Below are 16,882 nucleotides of genomic sequence, written 5' to 3'. Positions count from 1 at the left end.
GGAGCTTAGTTAAGCGTGGAGGCGATAGGGTTCATGGCGACGGCTTTCGCGTCGACCGGCATGCCCGGCATAAACACTTTCTGCATGCCGTCGACGATCACCCGATCGCCGTTTGCCAACCCTTTCTGCACGATGCGCAATCCTTCGGCCATGCGGCCCACGTCAATGTCGCGGCGCTGCGCCTTGCCGTCTTTATCGACGATGTAAACGAACTTGCGGTTCTGGTCGGTCATCACCGCTTTGTCGTCGATCAGCATGGCGTTGAACTCGGCGCTGCCGGGCATCTGTACCCGGGCGAACAGCCCCGGCGTGAAGCGGCGATCGCGGTTGTCGAGCAGGGCGCGCATGCGGATGGTGCCGGTCCCGGCGTTCAGTTGGTTATCGGTGAAGTCCACCAGCCCCTGATGCGGAGTGCCGTCTTCGCCTACTAGGCCGACTTTCACCGGCAGGCGGGCATCGTGCCGGCCTTGCTGCTGATAGCGCAGGAAGGTGGCTTCATCCACGTCGAAATAGACGTAGACCTTGTCGAGCGACACCAGCGTCGTCAGCACGCTGGCGCTGTCGCCGGCGGTGACCAGGTTGCCGGCGGTGATCATCGCGCGGCTGGCGCGCCCGTCAATCGGCGCGGTAACGCGGGTAAAGTCGAGATTCAGCTGCGCCATATCGAGCTGGGCCTGCGCCGCCAGCACGTTGCTTTGCGCCTGCGCGGCGGATGACCGGCGCTGCTCCCATACTTCCTGAGAGATGGCCTGAGTGCCGATCAGTTTCTCGGTGCGCGAGGATTCGCTGCGCGCCAGGGCGGCCTGGTTGCGCGCCCGCACCAGCTCTGCCTGCGCCTGTTCGCGCGCGGCGCGGTAGGTGCGATCGTCGATGGTGAACAGCACCTGGCCTTTTTTCACCTCGTCGCCTTCGGTGTAGTTGACCCGCTCGATGTAACCGGAGACCCGTGGGCGCAGTTGCACGCTCTGCACCGCCTCGACCCGGCCGTTGAAGGCATCCCACTGGCTGATCGGCTTGACCACTACGCTGGCGGCGCTGACCACCGGCGGCGGCGGTGGGGCATTGTGCGCGACGCTGTTGTCGCATCCGGCGAGCAGGGCGGCCAACAGCGCCACCCCGGAGAGCCGCTGACCCAGAGCGACGGCGCGCGTGCGGCCGCCGGCGTTGAACGATGAGTTTGGTTGATTTGCCATTATTTTTATTCCGATAAGTAAGCGCGGTCAGGCCCCACACCCGGCCCTGTTCTCCGGGATTCGCCCCCGCACCGGCGAGCGGTGAGGGGGCGGCTGCGCCGTGCAGCGGCGCAACGTTAGGTTTTGAAACACATTGGTGTCACATTAATGTATCAATATCGGTTACATTAATTGGGGGGAGTATAGTGGCGGCTTTCCGGTAAATGCAATAATAAAAATTGCATTTAAAGCGAAACTGTTGCAACGTATGTGCATCGGGCAGAGGGTGACCCTGCCGAATGATGGGAGCATCAGCATGAACACTACGGGCTTTATTACCGATTTGAAGGCGTGGATCGACAACAATCTGGAAGAGAAACTGGATATCAACACCGTGGCGGACCGCGCGGGCTATTCCAAATGGCATCTGCAGCGCATGTTCAAACGCCAGACCGGCTACGCGCTGGGGGAGTATATCCGCATGCAAAAACTGAAAGTGTCGGCGGAGCGCCTGGCCAACAGCGGCGAGCCTATCGTCAGCGTGGCGATCTCGCTCGGCTTCGACTCACAGCAGTCGTTCAACCGCAGCTTCAAACGCCAATTCGGCCAAACGCCGGGCGATTGGCGCCGCGCGCTGGCGCAGCCGGCGTCAATGGGGCGCACGCACCACTGAGCGGTTGGGGTATGGGGATAAAAAAGCCTGAATTTGCGTTCGGGCTTTTTTGTATGGCGGTGAGGGAGGGATAGATTCGCTGCGCTCACCCTGCGGGCCGCCGTTGGCGGTCCAAAACGCAAGCGTTTTGTCGAACCCTGTCGAGGGTTCTCACCCTCCCGATCGGTGCGCTATGCATACAAAAAAGCCTGAACGTGAGCTCAGGCTTCTTCGTAGAATATGGCGGTGAGGGAGGGATAGATTCGCTGCGCTCACCCTGCGGGCCGCCGTTGGCGGTCCAAAACGCAGGCGTTTTGTCGAACCCTGTCGAGGGCTCTCACCCTCCCGCTCGGTGCGCTATGCATACAAAAAAGCCTGAACGTGAGCTCAGGCTTCTTCGTAGAATATGGCGGTGAGGGAGGGATTCGAACCCTCGATACACTTTCGCGTATACACACTTTCCAGGCGTGCTCCTTCAGCCACTCGGACACCTCACCATATTTTTTTGTTGCGAAATCATCGCTGCAACGGGGCGCTACTATAGGGAGTGGGGCCGATCCGGTCAAGAATAATTTCTGTGTTTTTGTTCGTCCGCTCAAGCCGTGTTCACTTTGCTGAAAACTGCGGCGAACGGCAGGGCGGAAGCCATGAAAGAGCGAGAACATCAGGGGTAAGGTTCGTGGATAACCGGCGGAAATGGGAATCACGGTCACAGAGGGAGGGAGATGCGCTGCGCACGCCCCTCTCGGCTGTGCGCCATGCAAAAAAAAAAGCCTGGACGCGAATCCAGGCTTTCTCTTTGAATTTGGCGGTGAGAGAGGGCTTGATTCGCTGCGCTCACCCTGCGGGCCGCCGTTGGCGGTCCAAAACGCAGGCGTTTTGTCGAACCCTGTCGAGGCTTCTCGCCTCTCTCGGCGGTGCGCCATGCAAAAAAAAAAGCCTGGACGCGAATCCAGGCTTTCTCTTCGAATTTGGCGGTGAGAGAGGGGTTCGAACCCTCGATACACTTTCGCGTATACACACTTTCCAGGCGTGCTCCTTCAGCCACTCAGACACCTCACCGTTTTGTCATCGATAACGCCTTGCGCTGTCGACGGGCGCTAATGTAGGAGAATCTGATCTCAGCGTCAACCCTCTTATTTCATTCTCATGACTGTTTAGCCAAACTTGCAGCAATTTGCTGATTTACCGAACGATATTCCCACTCTTGGCCGCCGGCGGGCAGGGTGGACTACGTTCAAAACGCGTGAAAGATGATTGTTTGACCTTTTTCTATACGGGTAGCTCAATATATCGCCAATGAGATCGGTCTATTTGCTGTTATATGCATTAATACTGGATTATTAGTCAAATGTGTCGCTAAATGGAATTATGTCGGCGCGGCGTTTTTGGCAAGGAACATCACGGCGCCGCGCAGATTGCCGGGAGACAGGCCGGCGATATCGCAGACAGGGACAGACTCATTACATAATAATGCAGTAGAGGTTCGTTTTGACTCCTTCAGATGCCATGCCGGCGCCGCAAGCGCGCCATGCCATTCCCCCCGGTGCGGGGGCGCTGTTCTTCATCCAGATCTTCGCCACACTGGGCTTCGCCGTGCTTTACTCCACGCTGGTGCTGTACGCCACCAAGCGATTGGGCTTCAACGAAAGCAGCGCCAACGCCATGATGGGCGTGTTCGGCGCCTTCAACTATGGTCTGCACATGTTCGGCGGCTACCTCGGCGGCCGTTTCCTCAGTAACCGCAATCTGTTCGTGCTGGGCATGGTGTTGCAGGTGATCGGCTGCGCGCTGATTGCCGTCGCGGGCGTGTGGGGGCTGTACTGGGGGCTGGCGATGTTCCTGACCGGCAGCGGCCTTAACGTGACCTGCATTAATATGATGCTCACCCAGCGTTTCAAACCGGATGATGACCGGCGCGAATCGGCATTCCTGTGGAACTACGCTGGCATGAACCTCGGGTTCTTCGTTGGCTTTACCGTCGCCGGGTATTTCCAACTGACGGAAAACTATCGCGCGCTGTTCCTGTTCGCCACGCTGGGCAATGCGGCGGCGATCATCGTCGCCGTCTGCCGCTGGCGGATTCTGGCGGATCTCAATACGCCGCTGCACGATGCCAGCCGCAGTCAATACCGTTGGCGCATGCTGGTCGGGCTGGCGGTGCTGGTGGCGCTGGTGCCGATTATCCGCGTGATGCTGACCCACGCCGAGTTCAGCGGCCATTTCGTGATCGTGCTCGGCGCGCTGATCTTCCTGATGCTGTGCGTGGTGACGCTGCGCCACCATCCGCGCGATGAGCGCCGCAGAATGGCGGCCTATCTGATCCTGGCGCTGGGGTCGCTGGTGTTCTGGGCGCTGTATCAGCTGGCGCCGATGGGGCTGATGCTGTTCTCCGAGCACAACATCAACCTGAACGTTTACGGCATTCAGGTGGCGCCGCAGTGGATCCAGAATATCAACACGCTGGTGATCGTGGTGGGCGGCCCGCTGCTGGCCTGGTGGTTCAACCGCCTGCGCGCTCGCGGCTGCAACATCGACATTCCGCTGCAGTTCTCCGGATCGCTGTTCTGCATCGGGCTTGGCATGCTGGTGCTGCCGCTGGGCATCAGCATGGCCGGCGGCGACGGGCTGGTGGCGTTTAAATGGATCGTCATCAGCTATGTGCTGCAAAGCGTCGGTGAATTGATGATCTCGCCGATCGGTTACGCGATGATCGGCAAGCTGGCGCCGCCGCGCTATCAGGGCGTGATGATGGGCTGCTGGATGATGGTGACCGGCGTCGCCTCGGTGCTGGCGGGCTACGTCTCCGGCCTGATGCCGGAAAACAGCGGCAGCACGCCGCTGCAAACCAATCCCGGCTACAGCGAAATCTTCAGCGCGCTGGGCTGGGGGGCGACGGGCGTCGGCGTGGCGATGCTGATCCTCATTCCGCTGTTGCGGCGCCTTATCCGGCGCGACGGTCCGTCTGCCGCCTGATTTGGCGAGAATACACAGCAGCCCCACTGGTCGGGGCTGTTTTTATTTTGGGCTTTAACGCTTGCATCCGGCGGCGAATCGCGGAAGGCTGAAGGAAAACCAATAAAAACAAACCGGAGCCCGCAGTATGAACATCATCTATTACCACCCCTTGTTTAACGCCCAGGAATGGCTGACCGGCATCAAGCAACGCCTGCCGCAGGCCGAGATCCGCGAATGGCAGCGCGGCGACGAGCGGCCGGCGGATTACGCGCTGGTATGGCGCCCGCCGCACGAGATGTTAGCCAACCGCCGCGATCTGAAAGCGGTGTTCGCCCTCGGCGCCGGCGTCGACGCCATTCTCGATCAGGAGCGCAAACACCCCGGCACACTGCCCGCCGGCGTGCCGCTGCTGCGGCTGGAGGATACCGGCATGGCGCAGCAGATGCAGGAATATGCGCTGAGCTATGTGCTGCGCTATTTCCGCCGTTTCGACGAGTATCAGGCGTTGCAGCAGCGGCAGGAATGGCAACCGCTCGATCCGCACTCGCTGGATGATTTCACTATCGGCATCCTCGGCGCCGGCGTGCTGGGGCAGAGCGTGGCGCGCAAGCTGACCGAGTTTGGCTTTAGCGTACGCTGCTGGAGCCGCAGCGCCAAACAGATCGACGGCGTGCAAAGCTTCGCCGGAGAGGCGCAGCGCGGCGCCTTTCTCGACGGCGTAAAACTGTTGATCAACCTGCTGCCCAATACGCCGGAGACCGTCGGCATCCTCAACCGCGAGCTGTTCGCGCAGCTGAGCACGGGCGCCTATCTCATCAACATCGCGCGCGGCGCGCATCTGGTGGAGGCCGATCTGCTGGCAGCGCTGGAGCAGGGGCAACTGGCCGCCGCCACGCTGGACGTGTTCGCCCGCGAGCCGCTGCCGCAGGATCACCCGTTCTGGCGTCATCCGCGTGTCACCATTACCCCGCATATTGCTGCCATCACGTTGCCGCAGCAGGCGATGGATCAGATCGCCGCCAATATTCGCGCGCTGGAGGCGGGGCATGCCCCGGCCGGCGTGGTCGACAGGCAACGGGGTTACTGAGCCTTCAGCCGCCGTTCGGTAACTGATAAGCTGTTATCGTCATCGCGCCTGTCCGTACCTTTGCGGGCGGGCCCTCTGGAAGGAGAAACAATGTACCCCGTTGATTTGCATATGCACACCGTCGCCAGCACCCACGCTTACAGCACGCTGCACGATTACATCGCCGAAGCCCAGCAGAAGGGCATCAAGCTGTTCGCCATCACCGATCACGGCCCGGACATGGCCGATGCGCCGCACTACTGGCACTTCATGAACATGCACGTGTGGCCGCGCCGGGTGAACGGCGTGGGCATTTTGCGCGGTATCGAAGCCAACATCAAAAACCTGCAGGGCGATATCGACTGCACCGGCCCGATGCTGACGGCCACCGACGTGATCATCGCCGGTTTCCATGAGCCGGTGTTTGCGCCGCAGGATAAAGCGTCCAATACTGAAGCGATGATCGCCGCGATGGCGCAGGGAGACGTGCATATCATCAGCCACCCCGGCAACCCGCGTTACCCGATCGATATTCCCGCCGTCGCGGCGGCGGCGGCCAAATACGAGGTGGCGCTGGAGCTGAATAACTCGTCGTTCACCCACTCCCGCAAGGGCAGCGAGGCCAACTGCCGGGCGATCGCCGCCGCGGTGCGCGACGCCGGCGGCTGGCTGGCGCTGGGTTCGGATTCGCACGTCGCTTTTTCACTGGGTAATTTCGAGCACTGCGAGCGCATCATCGAAGAGGTGGGCTTCCCGCAGGAGCGCATTCTCAACGTCAGCCCGCGCCGGTTGCTGGATTTTCTCGAGCGGCGCGGCAAGCCGGCGATTGCGGAATTGGCCGATTTGTGACATCGTCCCGGCAAAATTTTCCGTATTGTATAAGGCATTATCATGAATGAGTTTTCCATTGTCTGCCGCGTGCTGGGTACGCTGTTCTACCGCCAGCCGCAGGATCCGCTGCTGGTGCCGCTGTTCGCGCTGATCAAAGAGGGCAAGCTGCAGCAGCACTGGCCGCTGGAGCAGGATGACCTGCTGAAGCGCCTGCAGCAGGGCTGCGACGTCAACCAGCTGGCGACCGACTTTAACGCGATGTTCGTCGGCAGCGAATGCAGCGTGTCGCCGTTCCGCTCCGACTACGTCGAAGGCGCCAGCGAAGCGGAAGTGCGCACCTTCCTGCAGCAGCGCGGCATGCCGCTGGCGGAGGCGCCGGCCGACCATTTCGGCCAGCTGCTGCTGGCCGCTTCCTGGCTGGAGGATCAGTCGCAGGAAGATGAAGCGCAGGCGCAGATCGCGCTGTTCGACGAGTTTCTGCTGCCGTGGTGCGGCCGCTTCCTCGGCAAAGTGGAAGCGCACGCCACCACCGGTTTCTACCGCACGCTGGCGCTGATGACCCGCGACGCCATCCAGGCGATGCGCGACGAGCTGGCGGAGTACGAGCAGGACGACGAAGACGCGTAACGCCGCAGCCATCCAGGCGGGCCGCCCGGCCCGCCGATCCGCTAAACACAGGTTTGCATCCCCCAGACGTAAATTGACAAAAGATCCCCTAATCTGGCGGTTTACCGTCGGTTCGGCCGCGCCTGCGCGCCGCGCTTTTTCACGCAAGGGGTAGATGATGAAAAGTAACTGGATGCAGCAGATTCAAACGTTGATCGGGCAGAAGGCCGGCGCGATGGGCGGGGCGGAAGGCATCGGCAAGCTGCTGGCGCCCACGGCGCTGGGCGGTTTGGTCGGCGTGCTGTTGGCCAACAAATCCTCGCGCAAGCTGGTGGGCAAGTTCGGCAAGAATGCGCTGATTATCGGCGGCAGCGCGGCGGTGGGCGCGGTGCTGTGGAACAAGTATAAGCAGCGGGTGAAAGAGACCCATCAGGACGAACCGCAGTTCGGTTTGCAAACCACGCCGGTGGATCTGCGCGCCAAGCGTTTGGTGCAGGCGTTGGTGTTCGCCGCCAAGAGCGACGGCCATATCGATGCCGACGAGCAGCGCGCCATCGATCACAGCCTGTCGCAGCTGCAGGTGGGGGAAGAGGCGCAGGGCTGGGTGCAGGAAGCGCTCGATCAGCCGCTCAACCCGGAATTGATCGCCCGCAGCGTGCAAAACGAAGACGAGGCGCTGGAGGTTTACTACCTGAGCTGTCTGGTGATCGACGTCGATCACTTTATGGAGCGCGGCTACCTCGATGCGCTGGCGCAGGCGCTGAAGATCCCGGCGGACGTCAAGCAGGGCATCGAGAGCGACGTCAACGAGAAAAAGCGCGAGCTGGCATAGCGCCGCTTGGCAAGCCGGGGGGAATCGTGTCACTCTTGCCGCAATCTATGTAAGCGGATGATTTAGCAATGATGACCCCACCGAAAGCGGAAAAACGTCCTTATCCCATCACCATCCACGGCGACACGCGCGTGGATGACTACTACTGGCTGCGCGACGACGAGCGCGCAGACCGCCAGGTGCTGGACTACCTGCAGGCGGAGAACGCCTACACCGATGCGATGCTGAAACCGCAGCAGGCGCTGCGCGAAACCCTGTACGAAGAGATGGTGGCGCGCATTCCGCAGCAGGAACATTCGGTGCCTTACGTGCGCCACGGCTATCGCTATCAGACGCGCTACGAGCCGGGCAACGAATACGCGATTTATGTGCGCCAGCCGCAGGCCGAGAGCGAGCACTGGGAAGTGCTTATCGACGGCAACCAGCGCGCCGAGAACCACGAGTTTTACACCCTGGGCGGGCTGGACGTCAGCCCAGACAATCAGCGGCTGGGGGTGGCGGAGGATTTCCTGTCGCGCCGTCAGTATGACATTCGCTTCAAGAACCTGGCCGACGGCAGTTGGGCGGAGGAAGTGTTGGAAAACACCTCCGGCAGCTTCGAGTGGGCCAACGACTCCTCGACGGTGTACTACGTGCGCAAGCACGCCAAGACGCTGTTGCCGTATCAGGTCTATCGCCACGTGGTGGGCAGCGATCCGCAGCAGGATGAGCTGATTTACGAAGAGCTGGACGATACCTTTTACGTCGGGCTGGAGAAGACCACCTCCGAGCGTTTTATCCTGATCCACCTGAGCAGCACCACCACCTCGGAGATCCTGCTGCTGGACGCCGATCGTGCGGACGCCAAGCCGCAGCTGTTCGTGCCGCGCCGCAAGGATCACGAGTACGCCATCGATCACTATCACCAGCATTTCTACATCCGCTCCAACAAGGACGGCAAGAACTTCGGCCTGTACCAAAGCGAGCAGGCGGACGAAGCGCGGTGGCAGACGCTGATCGCCCCGCGTGCCGACGTGATGCTGGAGGGCTTCAGCCTGTTCCGCGATTGGTTGGTGGTGGAAGAGCGCAATGCCGGCCTGACGCTGCTGCGCCAGATCCACTGGCAGACGGGCGAAGAGAAGCGCATCGCCTTCGACGATCCGACCTACACCACCTGGCTGGCGTATAACCCGGATCCGGAAACCGCGCTGCTGCGCTACGGCTATTCGTCGATGACCACCCCGACCACGCTGTACGAGCTGAACATGGACAGCGGTGAGCGGACGATGCTCAAACAGCAGGAGGTGAAGAACTTCACGCCGGAAAACTACCGCAGCGAGCGGGTGTGGGTGAAGGCGCGCGACGGCGTCGAGGTGCCGGTCTCGCTGGTGTATCGCCAGGACAGCTTCCAGCGCGGCGCCAACCCGCTGATGGTGTACGGCTACGGCTCTTACGGCAGCAGCATGGATCCGGCGTTCAGCGCCAGCCGCCTGAGCCTGCTGGATCGCGGTGTCGTGTTCGCGCTGGCGCACATTCGCGGCGGCGGTGAGCTGGGGCAGCTGTGGTATGAAGACGGCAAACTGTTCAACAAGCAGAACACCTTCAACGATTTTATCGACGTGACCGAAACGCTGATCGCCCAGGGGTACGGCGACGGCAAGCGGGTGTTCGCCATGGGCGGCAGCGCCGGCGGCCTGCTGATGGGCGCGGTGATCAACCAGGCGCCGCAGCTGTTCCACGGCGTGGTGGCGCAGGTGCCGTTCGTCGACGTGGTGACCACCATGCTGGACGAGTCGATCCCGCTGACCACCGGCGAATACGACGAGTGGGGCAACCCGAACGAGCAGGCCTATTACGACTACATCAAGCAGTACAGCCCGTACGATCAGGTGAAGGCGCAGGCATACCCGCATCTGCTGGTGACCACCGGCCTGCACGATTCGCAGGTGCAGTATTGGGAGCCGGCCAAGTGGGTGGCCAAGCTGCGCGAGCTGAAAACCGACGATCGGCAGCTGCTGCTGTATACCGACATGGATGCCGGCCACGGCGGAAAATCCGGCCGCTTCAAGGCCTATGAGGATATTGCGCTGGAGTACGCCTTCATTCTGGCGCTGGCGGAGTAACGGCGAACAGCGGGCGGCCTGCGCCGCCCGCTGTGCTAGCCAATCAGATAGTATTTCAGCGTGTGTTTCATGTCCGGGCTCAGTTCGTCGATGGATTTCAGCATCCAGCGCAGATAGCCGGGATCTTCCTGGGCGATGCGATCGATTTCCTGCCCGCGATACTTGCCGAATTTGAACTTCTTCAGCAGCACCGGCTGTTCGGTGATCTGCACCATTTGCTCCGGCGTCCAGCCCGAATCCTTGATGATGCGTTGCAGCAGCGCGGCGGTGACGTAGCAGTCGTACAGCGCGCGGTGCGGGTACAGCGTGGCGTCTGCCGGCAGCTGCACGTCCAGGTTCAGCGCGTAGCGCAGATACTGGTTGCCGTACTTGATGTCCGGATACAGCGTGCGCGCCAGCTTGAGGGTGCAGATCCAGGCGCCGTTCATCTCCGGCAACACCCCGCGATCAAAGGCGGCGTTGTGCGCCACATAGTAGGGGCTGCCCTGATAGCGGCCGATCGCCACCGCAATGCGCGGTTTGCCTTCCACCATCTGTTCGGTGATGTGGTGAATAGCCATCGCGTCGAGGCTGATGGGGCGGTCCGGGCTGACCAGGTCGCTCATCGGATTGGTTAACTGGCCGTCGAGCAGATCGAGGGAGGCCACTTCCACCACGCCGCCGTCCAGCCCACAGGTCTCGGTATCTATTACGCGTAACGTCATGCTTTCCTCCGCGTTGCCGTCAGGCTTCAGCTTAACCGGCACAGGCGACCGTGCCAACCGTCGGAAGTCTTGCCGGCGATGATAAGACCAGGAGCGTCATCCGGCGCGGCAACCAAAAGCGCTCCCGTTTCATCCCAGATGGCGCTGCGGCCCGCCGGGATCCAGCCGCCGGTCGGCGCCGCATGGTTGGCCATCAGCGTGACCATGCCGTAACGCCGGGCATAGCCTGCCAGCGCGGCGCTGTCTTTCGCGTAACCGGCTTCAGATACCAGCACGCCGGCAGCATAAATCTGCGCGCCCGCCTGTGCGGCGGCGCTTGCGTGGCCGGGCTCCGAAGTATCGGCGCAGATGGCCAGCGCGATGCGTTGCCGATGTATTTCCAGCAGCGTGCCGCCATCGCCGGGCAAGAACCGTTGCCGTTCCTCGCCGTGCAGATGCTGCTTGGTATAGGGCGTCAATGCGCCATTGGGATGAAAGATCAAGGCAGCGATATGCAGTGACTGACCGCTGCATAAGGGCGCGCCGACGATGATCGTCATCTGATGCGATTGCGCCGCCGCAGCGAGCGGTTGCAGACGCGGATCGCCCAGCGTCAGCGCCAGTTCGGCAGCATCAGCCAGTTCATAGCCGCTTAGCGACAGTTCGGGAAACACCAGCAGCTGCACCTGCTGTTGGGCTGCCTGCGCGACAAATTCAAGGTGACGTTCAAGGTTGCAGGCGATATCGGCCGCAGCGGCGGGGTATTGGGCGGCGGCGAGGGTGAAACAGGACATCGGCCATCTCTCCTGTGAGGCAATAAAAAACCCGCCTTGGCGGGTTTAATGACGGATGGAAGGACGCTTACTCACCAGACGGATGCGCTTTTTTGGCGCGTTTCTCCGCACGTTTCTCAGCTGGGGTTTTCAACGGCTTCTTCTTCGCATTTTTTTTGCTATCCATTCCCTTACTCATGATGGCCTCTCGTTACCTATGATTGGGTGGCTTGCTCAGCCATTAACCGCCTAAAGCCGGCAGGATGCAAGCGACAAAGTGCGAATTGCATTTAACTTTCTGTTTACACATGAGATTTTGTTTTAGGATGACCGGGTGATAAAAATAATTATTATGTTATAATATTACACTTTCAATATTCGGAGAACGCAATGACTGTGATGGCATTACCGGATGCGCAGCAACTGCTGGCCATGCCGGATTCTGATTATATGAACTCGGTTCAACGGGCGTTTTTCCGTCAGCTGCTGCAGGATGAGCGGCAAAAGCTGCTGCTGCACATCGATGAGCTGAAAAAAGAGATCGATGGCGGCGAAGCGACGGGCGATGAGGCCGATAAGGCGGCGCGCGAAGAGGATTTGCGCCTGTTGTTCCGCCAGCTGGATCGCGAAAGCCGCCTGTTGCCGAAAATCGATGCGGCGCTGGCGCGCTTGCAGAACGGCGAATACGGCTACTGCCGGGAAACCGGCGAACCCATCGGGCTGGCGCGTCTGCTGCTGCGCCCGACGGCGGAGCTGAGCATCGAGGCGAAAACCGCGCAGGAGATGCGTGAGCCGCATATGCGTAAAGGCGGGTAAGGTCTCAGCCGCCGAGCGTATCCACCAACAGATCGAGAAAGCGCCTGACGCGAGGTTCCAGCAGGCGCTTATTCGGATAGAGCGCCACAATCCTGACTTCTTCACCCGCCACGGCGCGCAACACCTGCCGCAGACGGCCGGCGGCCAGGTCCTCCGCAATCATAAACTCCGGCAGATACGCGATGCCCAACCCGGACAGAGCGGCGTCGCGTAACGCTTCCCCACTGTCCAGCCGCAGGCGGCCGCGCACCGGGGCCTTGACCCATTCGCCGCGCTCGTCGCGCAGCCGCCAGGGCTGTTTTTGGTTGCGGCTGCTGAACAGCAGAGCCTCATGCCCGGCGAGCGACTCGACGGTTTGCGGTTCGCCACGGGCGGCGAGGTAGGCGGGGGAGGCGCACAGCAGGGCGCGATACCTGGCGAGGGTTCTGGACACCAGCCGGGTATCCGGCGCCGTGACGCCGATCCGCACCGCTAAATCAAATCCTTCTTCCACGATATCCGCCAGGCGATCGGAAAAACTGATCTCCACCTGCACCTCAGGCCAGGCGACGAGAAATTTCGGCACCAGCGGCAACAGGATCCGTCTGCCGAAGGCGGCGGGAGCGGTCAACCGCAGCACCCCGCGTGCGGTGCCTTTGTCGCCGGCCACGCTGGCCTCGGCGTCGTCGACCGAAGCGAGGATCTGCAGACCGCGCCGATAAAACTCCCGCCCCTCGTCGGTCAGGCCAAGTGAACGCGTGGTGCGATGCAACAGCCGCACGCTCAGCCGCTGCTCCAGACGCGCGATGGCTTTGCCCGCCGCCGAGCGCGACAGCCCCATCGTCTGTCCGCCGGCGACAAAACTGCCGGCGTCGACGACGGCCATGAAAACCTGAATGTCATTGAGATTCGCCCGCAACATGCCGCCCCCCCGAGAGCCGGTGATAAGAGAATTAATTTAACATATTCAATGAATTAACTGCATATCCAATGTCGTTTCAGTGACGACGTCCATTCGCCAATCAAACGATTATAGTCGCCATGGAAACGATAAACGGTTGGAGAAGCAGCATGAAAAACGGCATCACGCACTACCATCATGGGGTCATTTGGGAAGAGGAGAATGGCGTGTCCCAAGGCGTTCGCGTCAAAGACACCCTCTACATTTCGGGGCAGTTTTCCCATGATATGCAGGGTGAGTTTATCGGCGCGGGCGATATCGAACGGCAAACCCAACAGACGTTGGACAACCTGGATCGGGTATTGGCGGGATTCGGCGCCGAACGTTCGAACCTGGCGTATGTGGAGATCTATCTGACTGACGTACAGGCGCATTTTGAACCCTGCGTTGCGTTGTTCAAACGCTATGTCGGCGCTCACCGGCCCGCCGGTTCGCTGATCGGCGTCACCGGGCTGGCTTCGCCCGAGCAGTTGGTGGAGATCAGCGCGATTGCGCACCTGAACTGATCGGGCCTGTGGGCGTTTTGCAAGCAGGTCGTTGTGATTTTGAGCAAACGCGCGCCGAGTTCCCGGCGCGCGTTCGAGTTTTCGGGTTTTATCGTTGACCTGCCGGGCGGCTTCCGCTTTGATGAAAGCATGACTCACAGAGAGACGGAAAGCGCCATGGAACAATTACGAGGTTTGTACCCGCCGTTAGCGGCATACGACAGCGGTTGGCTGGACACTGGGGATGGCCACCGGATCTACTGGGAGCTGAGCGGTAACCCGAACGGTAAGCCGGCGGTTTTCATTCACGGCGGGCCGGGCGGCGGCATCTCCCCGCATCATCGTCAGCTGTTTGATCCCGAACGCTACAAGGTGCTGCTGTTCGATCAGCGCGGCTGTGGCCGCTCCCGTCCGCATGCCAGCCTGGACAACAACACCACCTGGCATTTGGTGGCCGATATCGAACGGCTGCGGGAAATGGCCGGCGTCGAACAATGGTTGGTGTTCGGCGGTTCCTGGGGCTCCACGCTGGCGCTTGCCTATGCGCAGACTCACCCGGAGCGCGTCAGTGAAATGGTGCTGCGCGGCATCTTCACCCTGCGCAAGCAGGAGCTGCATTGGTATTATCAGGACGGCGCTTCGCGCTTCTTCCCGGAAAAATGGGAGCGCGTGCTGTCCATCCTCTCGGATGACGAGCGTAAAGACGTGATCGCCGCCTACCGGCAGCGGCTGACCTCGGCCGATCCGCAGGTGCAGCTTGAAGCGGCCAAACTTTGGAGCGTGTGGGAAGGGGAGACGGTCACGCTGCTGCCGAGCCGCGAATCCGCTTCGTTCGGCGAGGATGATTTTGCGCTGGCGTTCGCCCGCATTGAAAACCACTACTTCACCCATCTGGGCTTCCTGGAGAGCGACGACCAACTGCTGCGCAACGTGCCGCTGATCCGCCATATTCCGGCGGTGATCGTCCACGGCCGCTATGACATGGCCTGCCAGGTGCAGAATGCCTGGGACCTGGCCAAGGCCTGGCCGGAGGCGGAGCTGCATATCGTGGAAGGGGCGGGGCATTCGTATGATGAGCCGGGCATTTTGCACCAGCTGATGATCGCCACCGACCGGTTTGCCGGCAAGTGACGCAAAAAACCCGCCGTAACGGCGGGTTTTTCTATTTAGCCTTCGGCTCGTACGGCAGGCGCGAAAACTTGTGGGATTCCGCGCGGTAGTGCGCCACGCGCTCGCGAAAATAGTCGCGCAGCGCTTCCGGTTGCTCGCGCTCCACCACTTCCGGGATCACCGGCATGTTGTAGCGCTCTTTGTACGCCACGCCTGAGGCGGCGAGATCCACATTCACCCTGTCCATTTCCTCTTTGGACAGCTCGGCCAGATTGTAACCCACGCTATGCTCCTTACTTACTTTGCCGCATTGAATCTGCGCAGAAGGTAATCCACCCGGCGGCGCTTGGCAAGCCCATTACGCCGTTGCCGGGAGCGATATTTATCCGAGAGTAATGCAATCTATTTATTCTTTTAAATAAGAATGATTCGCTTTTTGATTAAAATAAAAGATGAAAATAATTATCATGTGAATTCTCAATGTGGGTTTGATATTTTAATTTATTGATATTTATGGTTTTTATAATTAATGTCTGCTTGGTGTGAATAATGTGTTTTTATTTTTACGGCAGCAGGGCATAATGCGCGGAAATTAAATTCATGACCTGCAAAATAAAAGGAATCATTATGCTGACGCAAGAAATGACTCAAAAGCTGAATGAGCAACTGAATCTGGAGTTCTACTCCGCCAACCTGTATCTGCAGATGAGCGCATGGTGCAGCGATAAAGGCTTTGAAGGCGCCGCCGCATTTCTTAAAGAGCATTCTCAGGAAGAGATGCAGCATATGCAACGTTTGTTCGACTATCTGAGCGACACCGGCTCTCTGCCGCTGCTGGGCACCATCGCCGCGCCGCCGGTGGCGTTTGAGTCGCTGGCGGACGTGTTCCAGCAGACCTACGAACACGAACAGCTGATCACTCGTCAGATCAACGAACTGGCGCACGCCGCCATGACCGCACACGATTACTCCACCTTCAACTTCCTGCAGTGGTACGTGGCGGAGCAGCATGAAGAAGAGAAACTGTTCAAATCCGTGCTGGACAAGCTGGCGCTGGTGGGCACCAGCGGCAAGGGCCTGTTCTTCATCGACAAAGATCTGAAGAAAATGGGCGCGATGGGCCAGGGCGGCAACGACCAGGCCTGATCTGCACCAGAGCATCGAAAAACCGCGCGCGGGCGAGCCTGATGCGCGGTTTTTTTTACCCTGCGTTTATCGCGGTTATGCGGCGATACGTGCTGCCGGATCGCAAAATGCCAGTGATGCGCTCGACTTGCCGCGGCGTGGTCGTTATGATTTACCGCGATACGCTACAGGGATGGTAGAGTCAAAACAGCGGGTTAGCCGATACAACCCGTTTTTCTGTTTACCCGTGGCGCAATCATTGCGGTGGGTTGGGGCCGCTGATACATCGCCTTGGCTGTGGCCTTAACCCTTATGACCCTCTTTATATTGTTAAGGGATACCACTGTGATCGGTAAAATTCGTTCCTCCTGTCGCCTGCTTTCCACCGTTTTCGTCCTGTTCGTTGGCCTGTCTTCGCAGCAAGCGCTGGCGCACGCCCACCTGAAAGTGGAAACGCCGAAGGCCGACGCCAGCGTCAGCCCGGCGCCGAAGGCGCTGACCCTCAGCTTCTCCGAAGGCATCGAACCAAACTTCAGCGGCGTGAAAATCACCGGCCCGGACAACGCCGTGGTGAAAACCGGCAAGCTGCAGCTCGATCCGAACAACAACACCCAGGTCAACGTACCGATTGAAGGCGAGCTGAGCGCGGGCAAATACAACGTCAGCTGGCATGTGGTGTCGGTCGACGGGCATAAAACCAAAGGCCAGTACAGCTTCACCGTAAACTGATC

Annotated in this window: 17 protein-coding genes, 2 tRNA genes and 2 other RNA genes; 12 read left to right on the top strand and 9 right to left on the bottom strand. The window is 60.2% G+C overall.

Annotated elements, in window-relative coordinates:
• Positions 1-5: 5 nt before the first annotated feature.
• A complete protein-coding gene (gene sdeA / locus ACOWVD_RS07265; RefSeq protein ID WP_044031464.1) occupies positions 6-1,193 on the bottom strand; it encodes a multidrug efflux RND transporter periplasmic adaptor subunit SdeA in 1,188 nt (395 codons plus the stop codon).
• 295 nt (positions 1,194-1,488) lie between these two features.
• Here sdeA and ACOWVD_RS07260 point away from each other — a divergent pair, with 295 nt between their 5' ends.
• Positions 1,489-1,845 carry a helix-turn-helix domain-containing protein gene (locus ACOWVD_RS07260; protein WP_004928813.1) on the top strand — a complete coding sequence of 119 codons (357 nt, stop codon included), beginning with the start codon at positions 1,489-1,491 and terminating at the stop codon, positions 1,843-1,845.
• Positions 1,846-1,899: 54 nt separating this feature from the next.
• Here ACOWVD_RS07260 and ACOWVD_RS07255 read toward each other — a convergent pair.
• The 4 genes from ACOWVD_RS07255 to ACOWVD_RS07240 form a co-directional block, all read right to left on the bottom strand.
• Positions 1,900-2,019: non-coding RNA, RtT sRNA (locus ACOWVD_RS07255), on the bottom strand.
• A gap of 46 nt (positions 2,020-2,065) precedes the next feature.
• Positions 2,066-2,185: non-coding RNA, RtT sRNA (locus ACOWVD_RS07250), on the bottom strand.
• A gap of 46 nt (positions 2,186-2,231) precedes the next feature.
• Positions 2,232-2,321, bottom strand: a tRNA-Ser gene (locus tag ACOWVD_RS07245).
• A gap of 475 nt (positions 2,322-2,796) precedes the next feature.
• Positions 2,797-2,886, bottom strand: a tRNA-Ser gene (locus ACOWVD_RS07240).
• A 447-nt stretch (positions 2,887-3,333) separates the two neighbouring features.
• On the opposite strand from ACOWVD_RS07240, the gene ACOWVD_RS07235 reads away from it, so the two are divergent.
• The 6 genes from ACOWVD_RS07235 to ACOWVD_RS07210 all read left to right on the top strand — a co-directional run bounded on the left by ACOWVD_RS07235 (position 3,334) and on the right by ACOWVD_RS07210 (position 10,219).
• On the top strand, positions 3,334-4,800 hold the full coding sequence (locus tag ACOWVD_RS07235) for a peptide MFS transporter (RefSeq protein WP_049202801.1): 1,467 nt from the start codon (positions 3,334-3,336) through the stop codon (positions 4,798-4,800).
• A gap of 127 nt (positions 4,801-4,927) precedes the next feature.
• Complete coding sequence (ghrA, locus tag ACOWVD_RS07230; RefSeq protein WP_421105557.1) at positions 4,928-5,869, top strand: glyoxylate/hydroxypyruvate reductase GhrA; 942 nt, start codon at positions 4,928-4,930, stop codon at positions 5,867-5,869.
• A gap of 90 nt (positions 5,870-5,959) precedes the next feature.
• Complete coding sequence (locus tag ACOWVD_RS07225; RefSeq protein WP_004928821.1) at positions 5,960-6,697, top strand: phosphatase; 738 nt, start codon at positions 5,960-5,962, stop codon at positions 6,695-6,697.
• 42 nt (positions 6,698-6,739) lie between these two features.
• Positions 6,740-7,306 (top strand): molecular chaperone TorD family protein, encoded by a 567-nt coding sequence (locus tag ACOWVD_RS07220; protein WP_197842789.1) that lies wholly within the window; start codon positions 6,740-6,742, stop codon positions 7,304-7,306.
• A 157-nt stretch (positions 7,307-7,463) separates the two neighbouring features.
• Positions 7,464-8,117 (top strand): tellurite resistance TerB family protein, encoded by a 654-nt coding sequence (locus tag ACOWVD_RS07215; RefSeq protein ID WP_033645518.1) that lies wholly within the window; start codon positions 7,464-7,466, stop codon positions 8,115-8,117.
• Positions 8,118-8,185: 68 nt separating this feature from the next.
• On the top strand, positions 8,186-10,219 hold the full coding sequence (locus ACOWVD_RS07210; protein ID WP_197842788.1) for a S9 family peptidase: 2,034 nt from the start codon (positions 8,186-8,188) through the stop codon (positions 10,217-10,219).
• A gap of 35 nt (positions 10,220-10,254) precedes the next feature.
• On the opposite strand, the gene exoX is transcribed toward ACOWVD_RS07210, so the two are convergent.
• On the bottom strand, positions 10,255-10,923 hold the full coding sequence (exoX, locus tag ACOWVD_RS07205; protein WP_421105556.1) for an exodeoxyribonuclease X: 669 nt from the start codon (positions 10,921-10,923) through the stop codon (positions 10,255-10,257).
• A 26-nt stretch (positions 10,924-10,949) separates the two neighbouring features.
• A complete protein-coding gene (locus ACOWVD_RS07200; protein ID WP_164094998.1) occupies positions 10,950-11,696 on the bottom strand; it encodes a carbon-nitrogen hydrolase family protein in 747 nt (248 codons plus the stop codon).
• 369 nt (positions 11,697-12,065) lie between these two features.
• Here ACOWVD_RS07200 and dksA point away from each other — a divergent pair, with 369 nt between their 5' ends.
• The gene (dksA, locus tag ACOWVD_RS07195; RefSeq protein ID WP_004928840.1) at positions 12,066-12,491 is read left to right on the top strand and encodes an RNA polymerase-binding protein DksA; all 426 of its coding nucleotides are present in this window, start codon (positions 12,066-12,068) and stop codon (positions 12,489-12,491) included.
• A gap of 4 nt (positions 12,492-12,495) precedes the next feature.
• Here dksA and ACOWVD_RS07190 read toward each other — a convergent pair whose 3' ends face one another.
• The gene (locus tag ACOWVD_RS07190; protein ID WP_004928843.1) at positions 12,496-13,392 is read right to left on the bottom strand and encodes a LysR family transcriptional regulator; all 897 of its coding nucleotides are present in this window, start codon (positions 13,390-13,392) and stop codon (positions 12,496-12,498) included.
• Positions 13,393-13,541: 149 nt separating this feature from the next.
• Between ACOWVD_RS07190 and ACOWVD_RS07185 the strand changes: the two genes are divergently transcribed.
• Together ACOWVD_RS07185 and pip are read left to right on the top strand one after the other, a co-directional pair.
• The gene (locus ACOWVD_RS07185) at positions 13,542-13,937 is read left to right on the top strand and encodes a RidA family protein (RefSeq protein WP_015377479.1); all 396 of its coding nucleotides are present in this window, start codon (positions 13,542-13,544) and stop codon (positions 13,935-13,937) included.
• A 156-nt stretch (positions 13,938-14,093) separates the two neighbouring features.
• On the top strand, positions 14,094-15,047 hold the full coding sequence (gene pip / locus ACOWVD_RS07180; protein ID WP_004928848.1) for a prolyl aminopeptidase: 954 nt from the start codon (positions 14,094-14,096) through the stop codon (positions 15,045-15,047).
• A 31-nt stretch (positions 15,048-15,078) separates the two neighbouring features.
• Here pip and ACOWVD_RS07175 read toward each other — a convergent pair whose 3' ends face one another.
• Positions 15,079-15,309 (bottom strand): DNA polymerase III subunit theta, encoded by a 231-nt coding sequence (locus tag ACOWVD_RS07175; protein WP_016928156.1) that lies wholly within the window; start codon positions 15,307-15,309, stop codon positions 15,079-15,081.
• A gap of 344 nt (positions 15,310-15,653) precedes the next feature.
• On the opposite strand from ACOWVD_RS07175, the gene ftnA reads away from it, so the two are divergent.
• A complete protein-coding gene (gene ftnA, locus ACOWVD_RS07170; protein WP_015377481.1) occupies positions 15,654-16,172 on the top strand; it encodes a non-heme ferritin in 519 nt (172 codons plus the stop codon).
• Between the two features lie 324 nt (positions 16,173-16,496).
• The gene (gene yobA, locus ACOWVD_RS07165; protein WP_004940886.1) at positions 16,497-16,880 is read left to right on the top strand and encodes a CopC domain-containing protein YobA; all 384 of its coding nucleotides are present in this window, start codon (positions 16,497-16,499) and stop codon (positions 16,878-16,880) included.
• Positions 16,881-16,882: the final 2 nt, after the last annotated feature.

The sequence above is a fragment of the Serratia sp. SA088 genome, from assembly GCF_049065515.1.
Classification (GTDB): Bacteria; Pseudomonadota; Gammaproteobacteria; order Enterobacterales; family Enterobacteriaceae; genus Serratia; species Serratia nematodiphila.
The sequence above is the reverse complement of the archived record's forward strand: the minus strand, read 5'-3'. Positions and strand labels throughout refer to the sequence as shown.

What these genes read in the sequence shown, in the direction of transcription:
- exoX (WP_421105556.1), bottom strand. Translation starts at nt 10,923, where the DNA reads ATGACGTTACGCGTAATAGATACCGAGACCTGTGGGCTGGACGGCGGC.
- ACOWVD_RS07210 (WP_197842788.1), top strand. Translation starts at nt 8,186, where the DNA reads ATGATGACCCCACCGAAAGCGGAAAAACGTCCTTATCCCATCACCATC.
- ACOWVD_RS07215 (WP_033645518.1), top strand. Translation starts at nt 7,464, where the DNA reads ATGAAAAGTAACTGGATGCAGCAGATTCAAACGTTGATCGGGCAGAAG.
- ftnA (WP_015377481.1), top strand. Translation starts at nt 15,654, where the DNA reads ATGCTGACGCAAGAAATGACTCAAAAGCTGAATGAGCAACTGAATCTG.
- sdeA (WP_044031464.1), bottom strand. Translation starts at nt 1,193, where the DNA reads ATGGCAAATCAACCAAACTCATCGTTCAACGCCGGCGGCCGCACGCGC.
- ACOWVD_RS07260 (WP_004928813.1), top strand. Translation starts at nt 1,489, where the DNA reads ATGAACACTACGGGCTTTATTACCGATTTGAAGGCGTGGATCGACAAC.
- ghrA (WP_421105557.1), top strand. Translation starts at nt 4,928, where the DNA reads ATGAACATCATCTATTACCACCCCTTGTTTAACGCCCAGGAATGGCTG.
- ACOWVD_RS07225 (WP_004928821.1), top strand. Translation starts at nt 5,960, where the DNA reads ATGTACCCCGTTGATTTGCATATGCACACCGTCGCCAGCACCCACGCT.
- dksA (WP_004928840.1), top strand. Translation starts at nt 12,066, where the DNA reads ATGACTGTGATGGCATTACCGGATGCGCAGCAACTGCTGGCCATGCCG.
- ACOWVD_RS07235 (WP_049202801.1), top strand. Translation starts at nt 3,334, where the DNA reads ATGCCGGCGCCGCAAGCGCGCCATGCCATTCCCCCCGGTGCGGGGGCG.
- ACOWVD_RS07190 (WP_004928843.1), bottom strand. Translation starts at nt 13,392, where the DNA reads ATGTTGCGGGCGAATCTCAATGACATTCAGGTTTTCATGGCCGTCGTC.
- ACOWVD_RS07200 (WP_164094998.1), bottom strand. Translation starts at nt 11,696, where the DNA reads ATGTCCTGTTTCACCCTCGCCGCCGCCCAATACCCCGCCGCTGCGGCC.
- pip (WP_004928848.1), top strand. Translation starts at nt 14,094, where the DNA reads ATGGAACAATTACGAGGTTTGTACCCGCCGTTAGCGGCATACGACAGC.
- ACOWVD_RS07185 (WP_015377479.1), top strand. Translation starts at nt 13,542, where the DNA reads ATGAAAAACGGCATCACGCACTACCATCATGGGGTCATTTGGGAAGAG.
- ACOWVD_RS07220 (WP_197842789.1), top strand. Translation starts at nt 6,740, where the DNA reads ATGAATGAGTTTTCCATTGTCTGCCGCGTGCTGGGTACGCTGTTCTAC.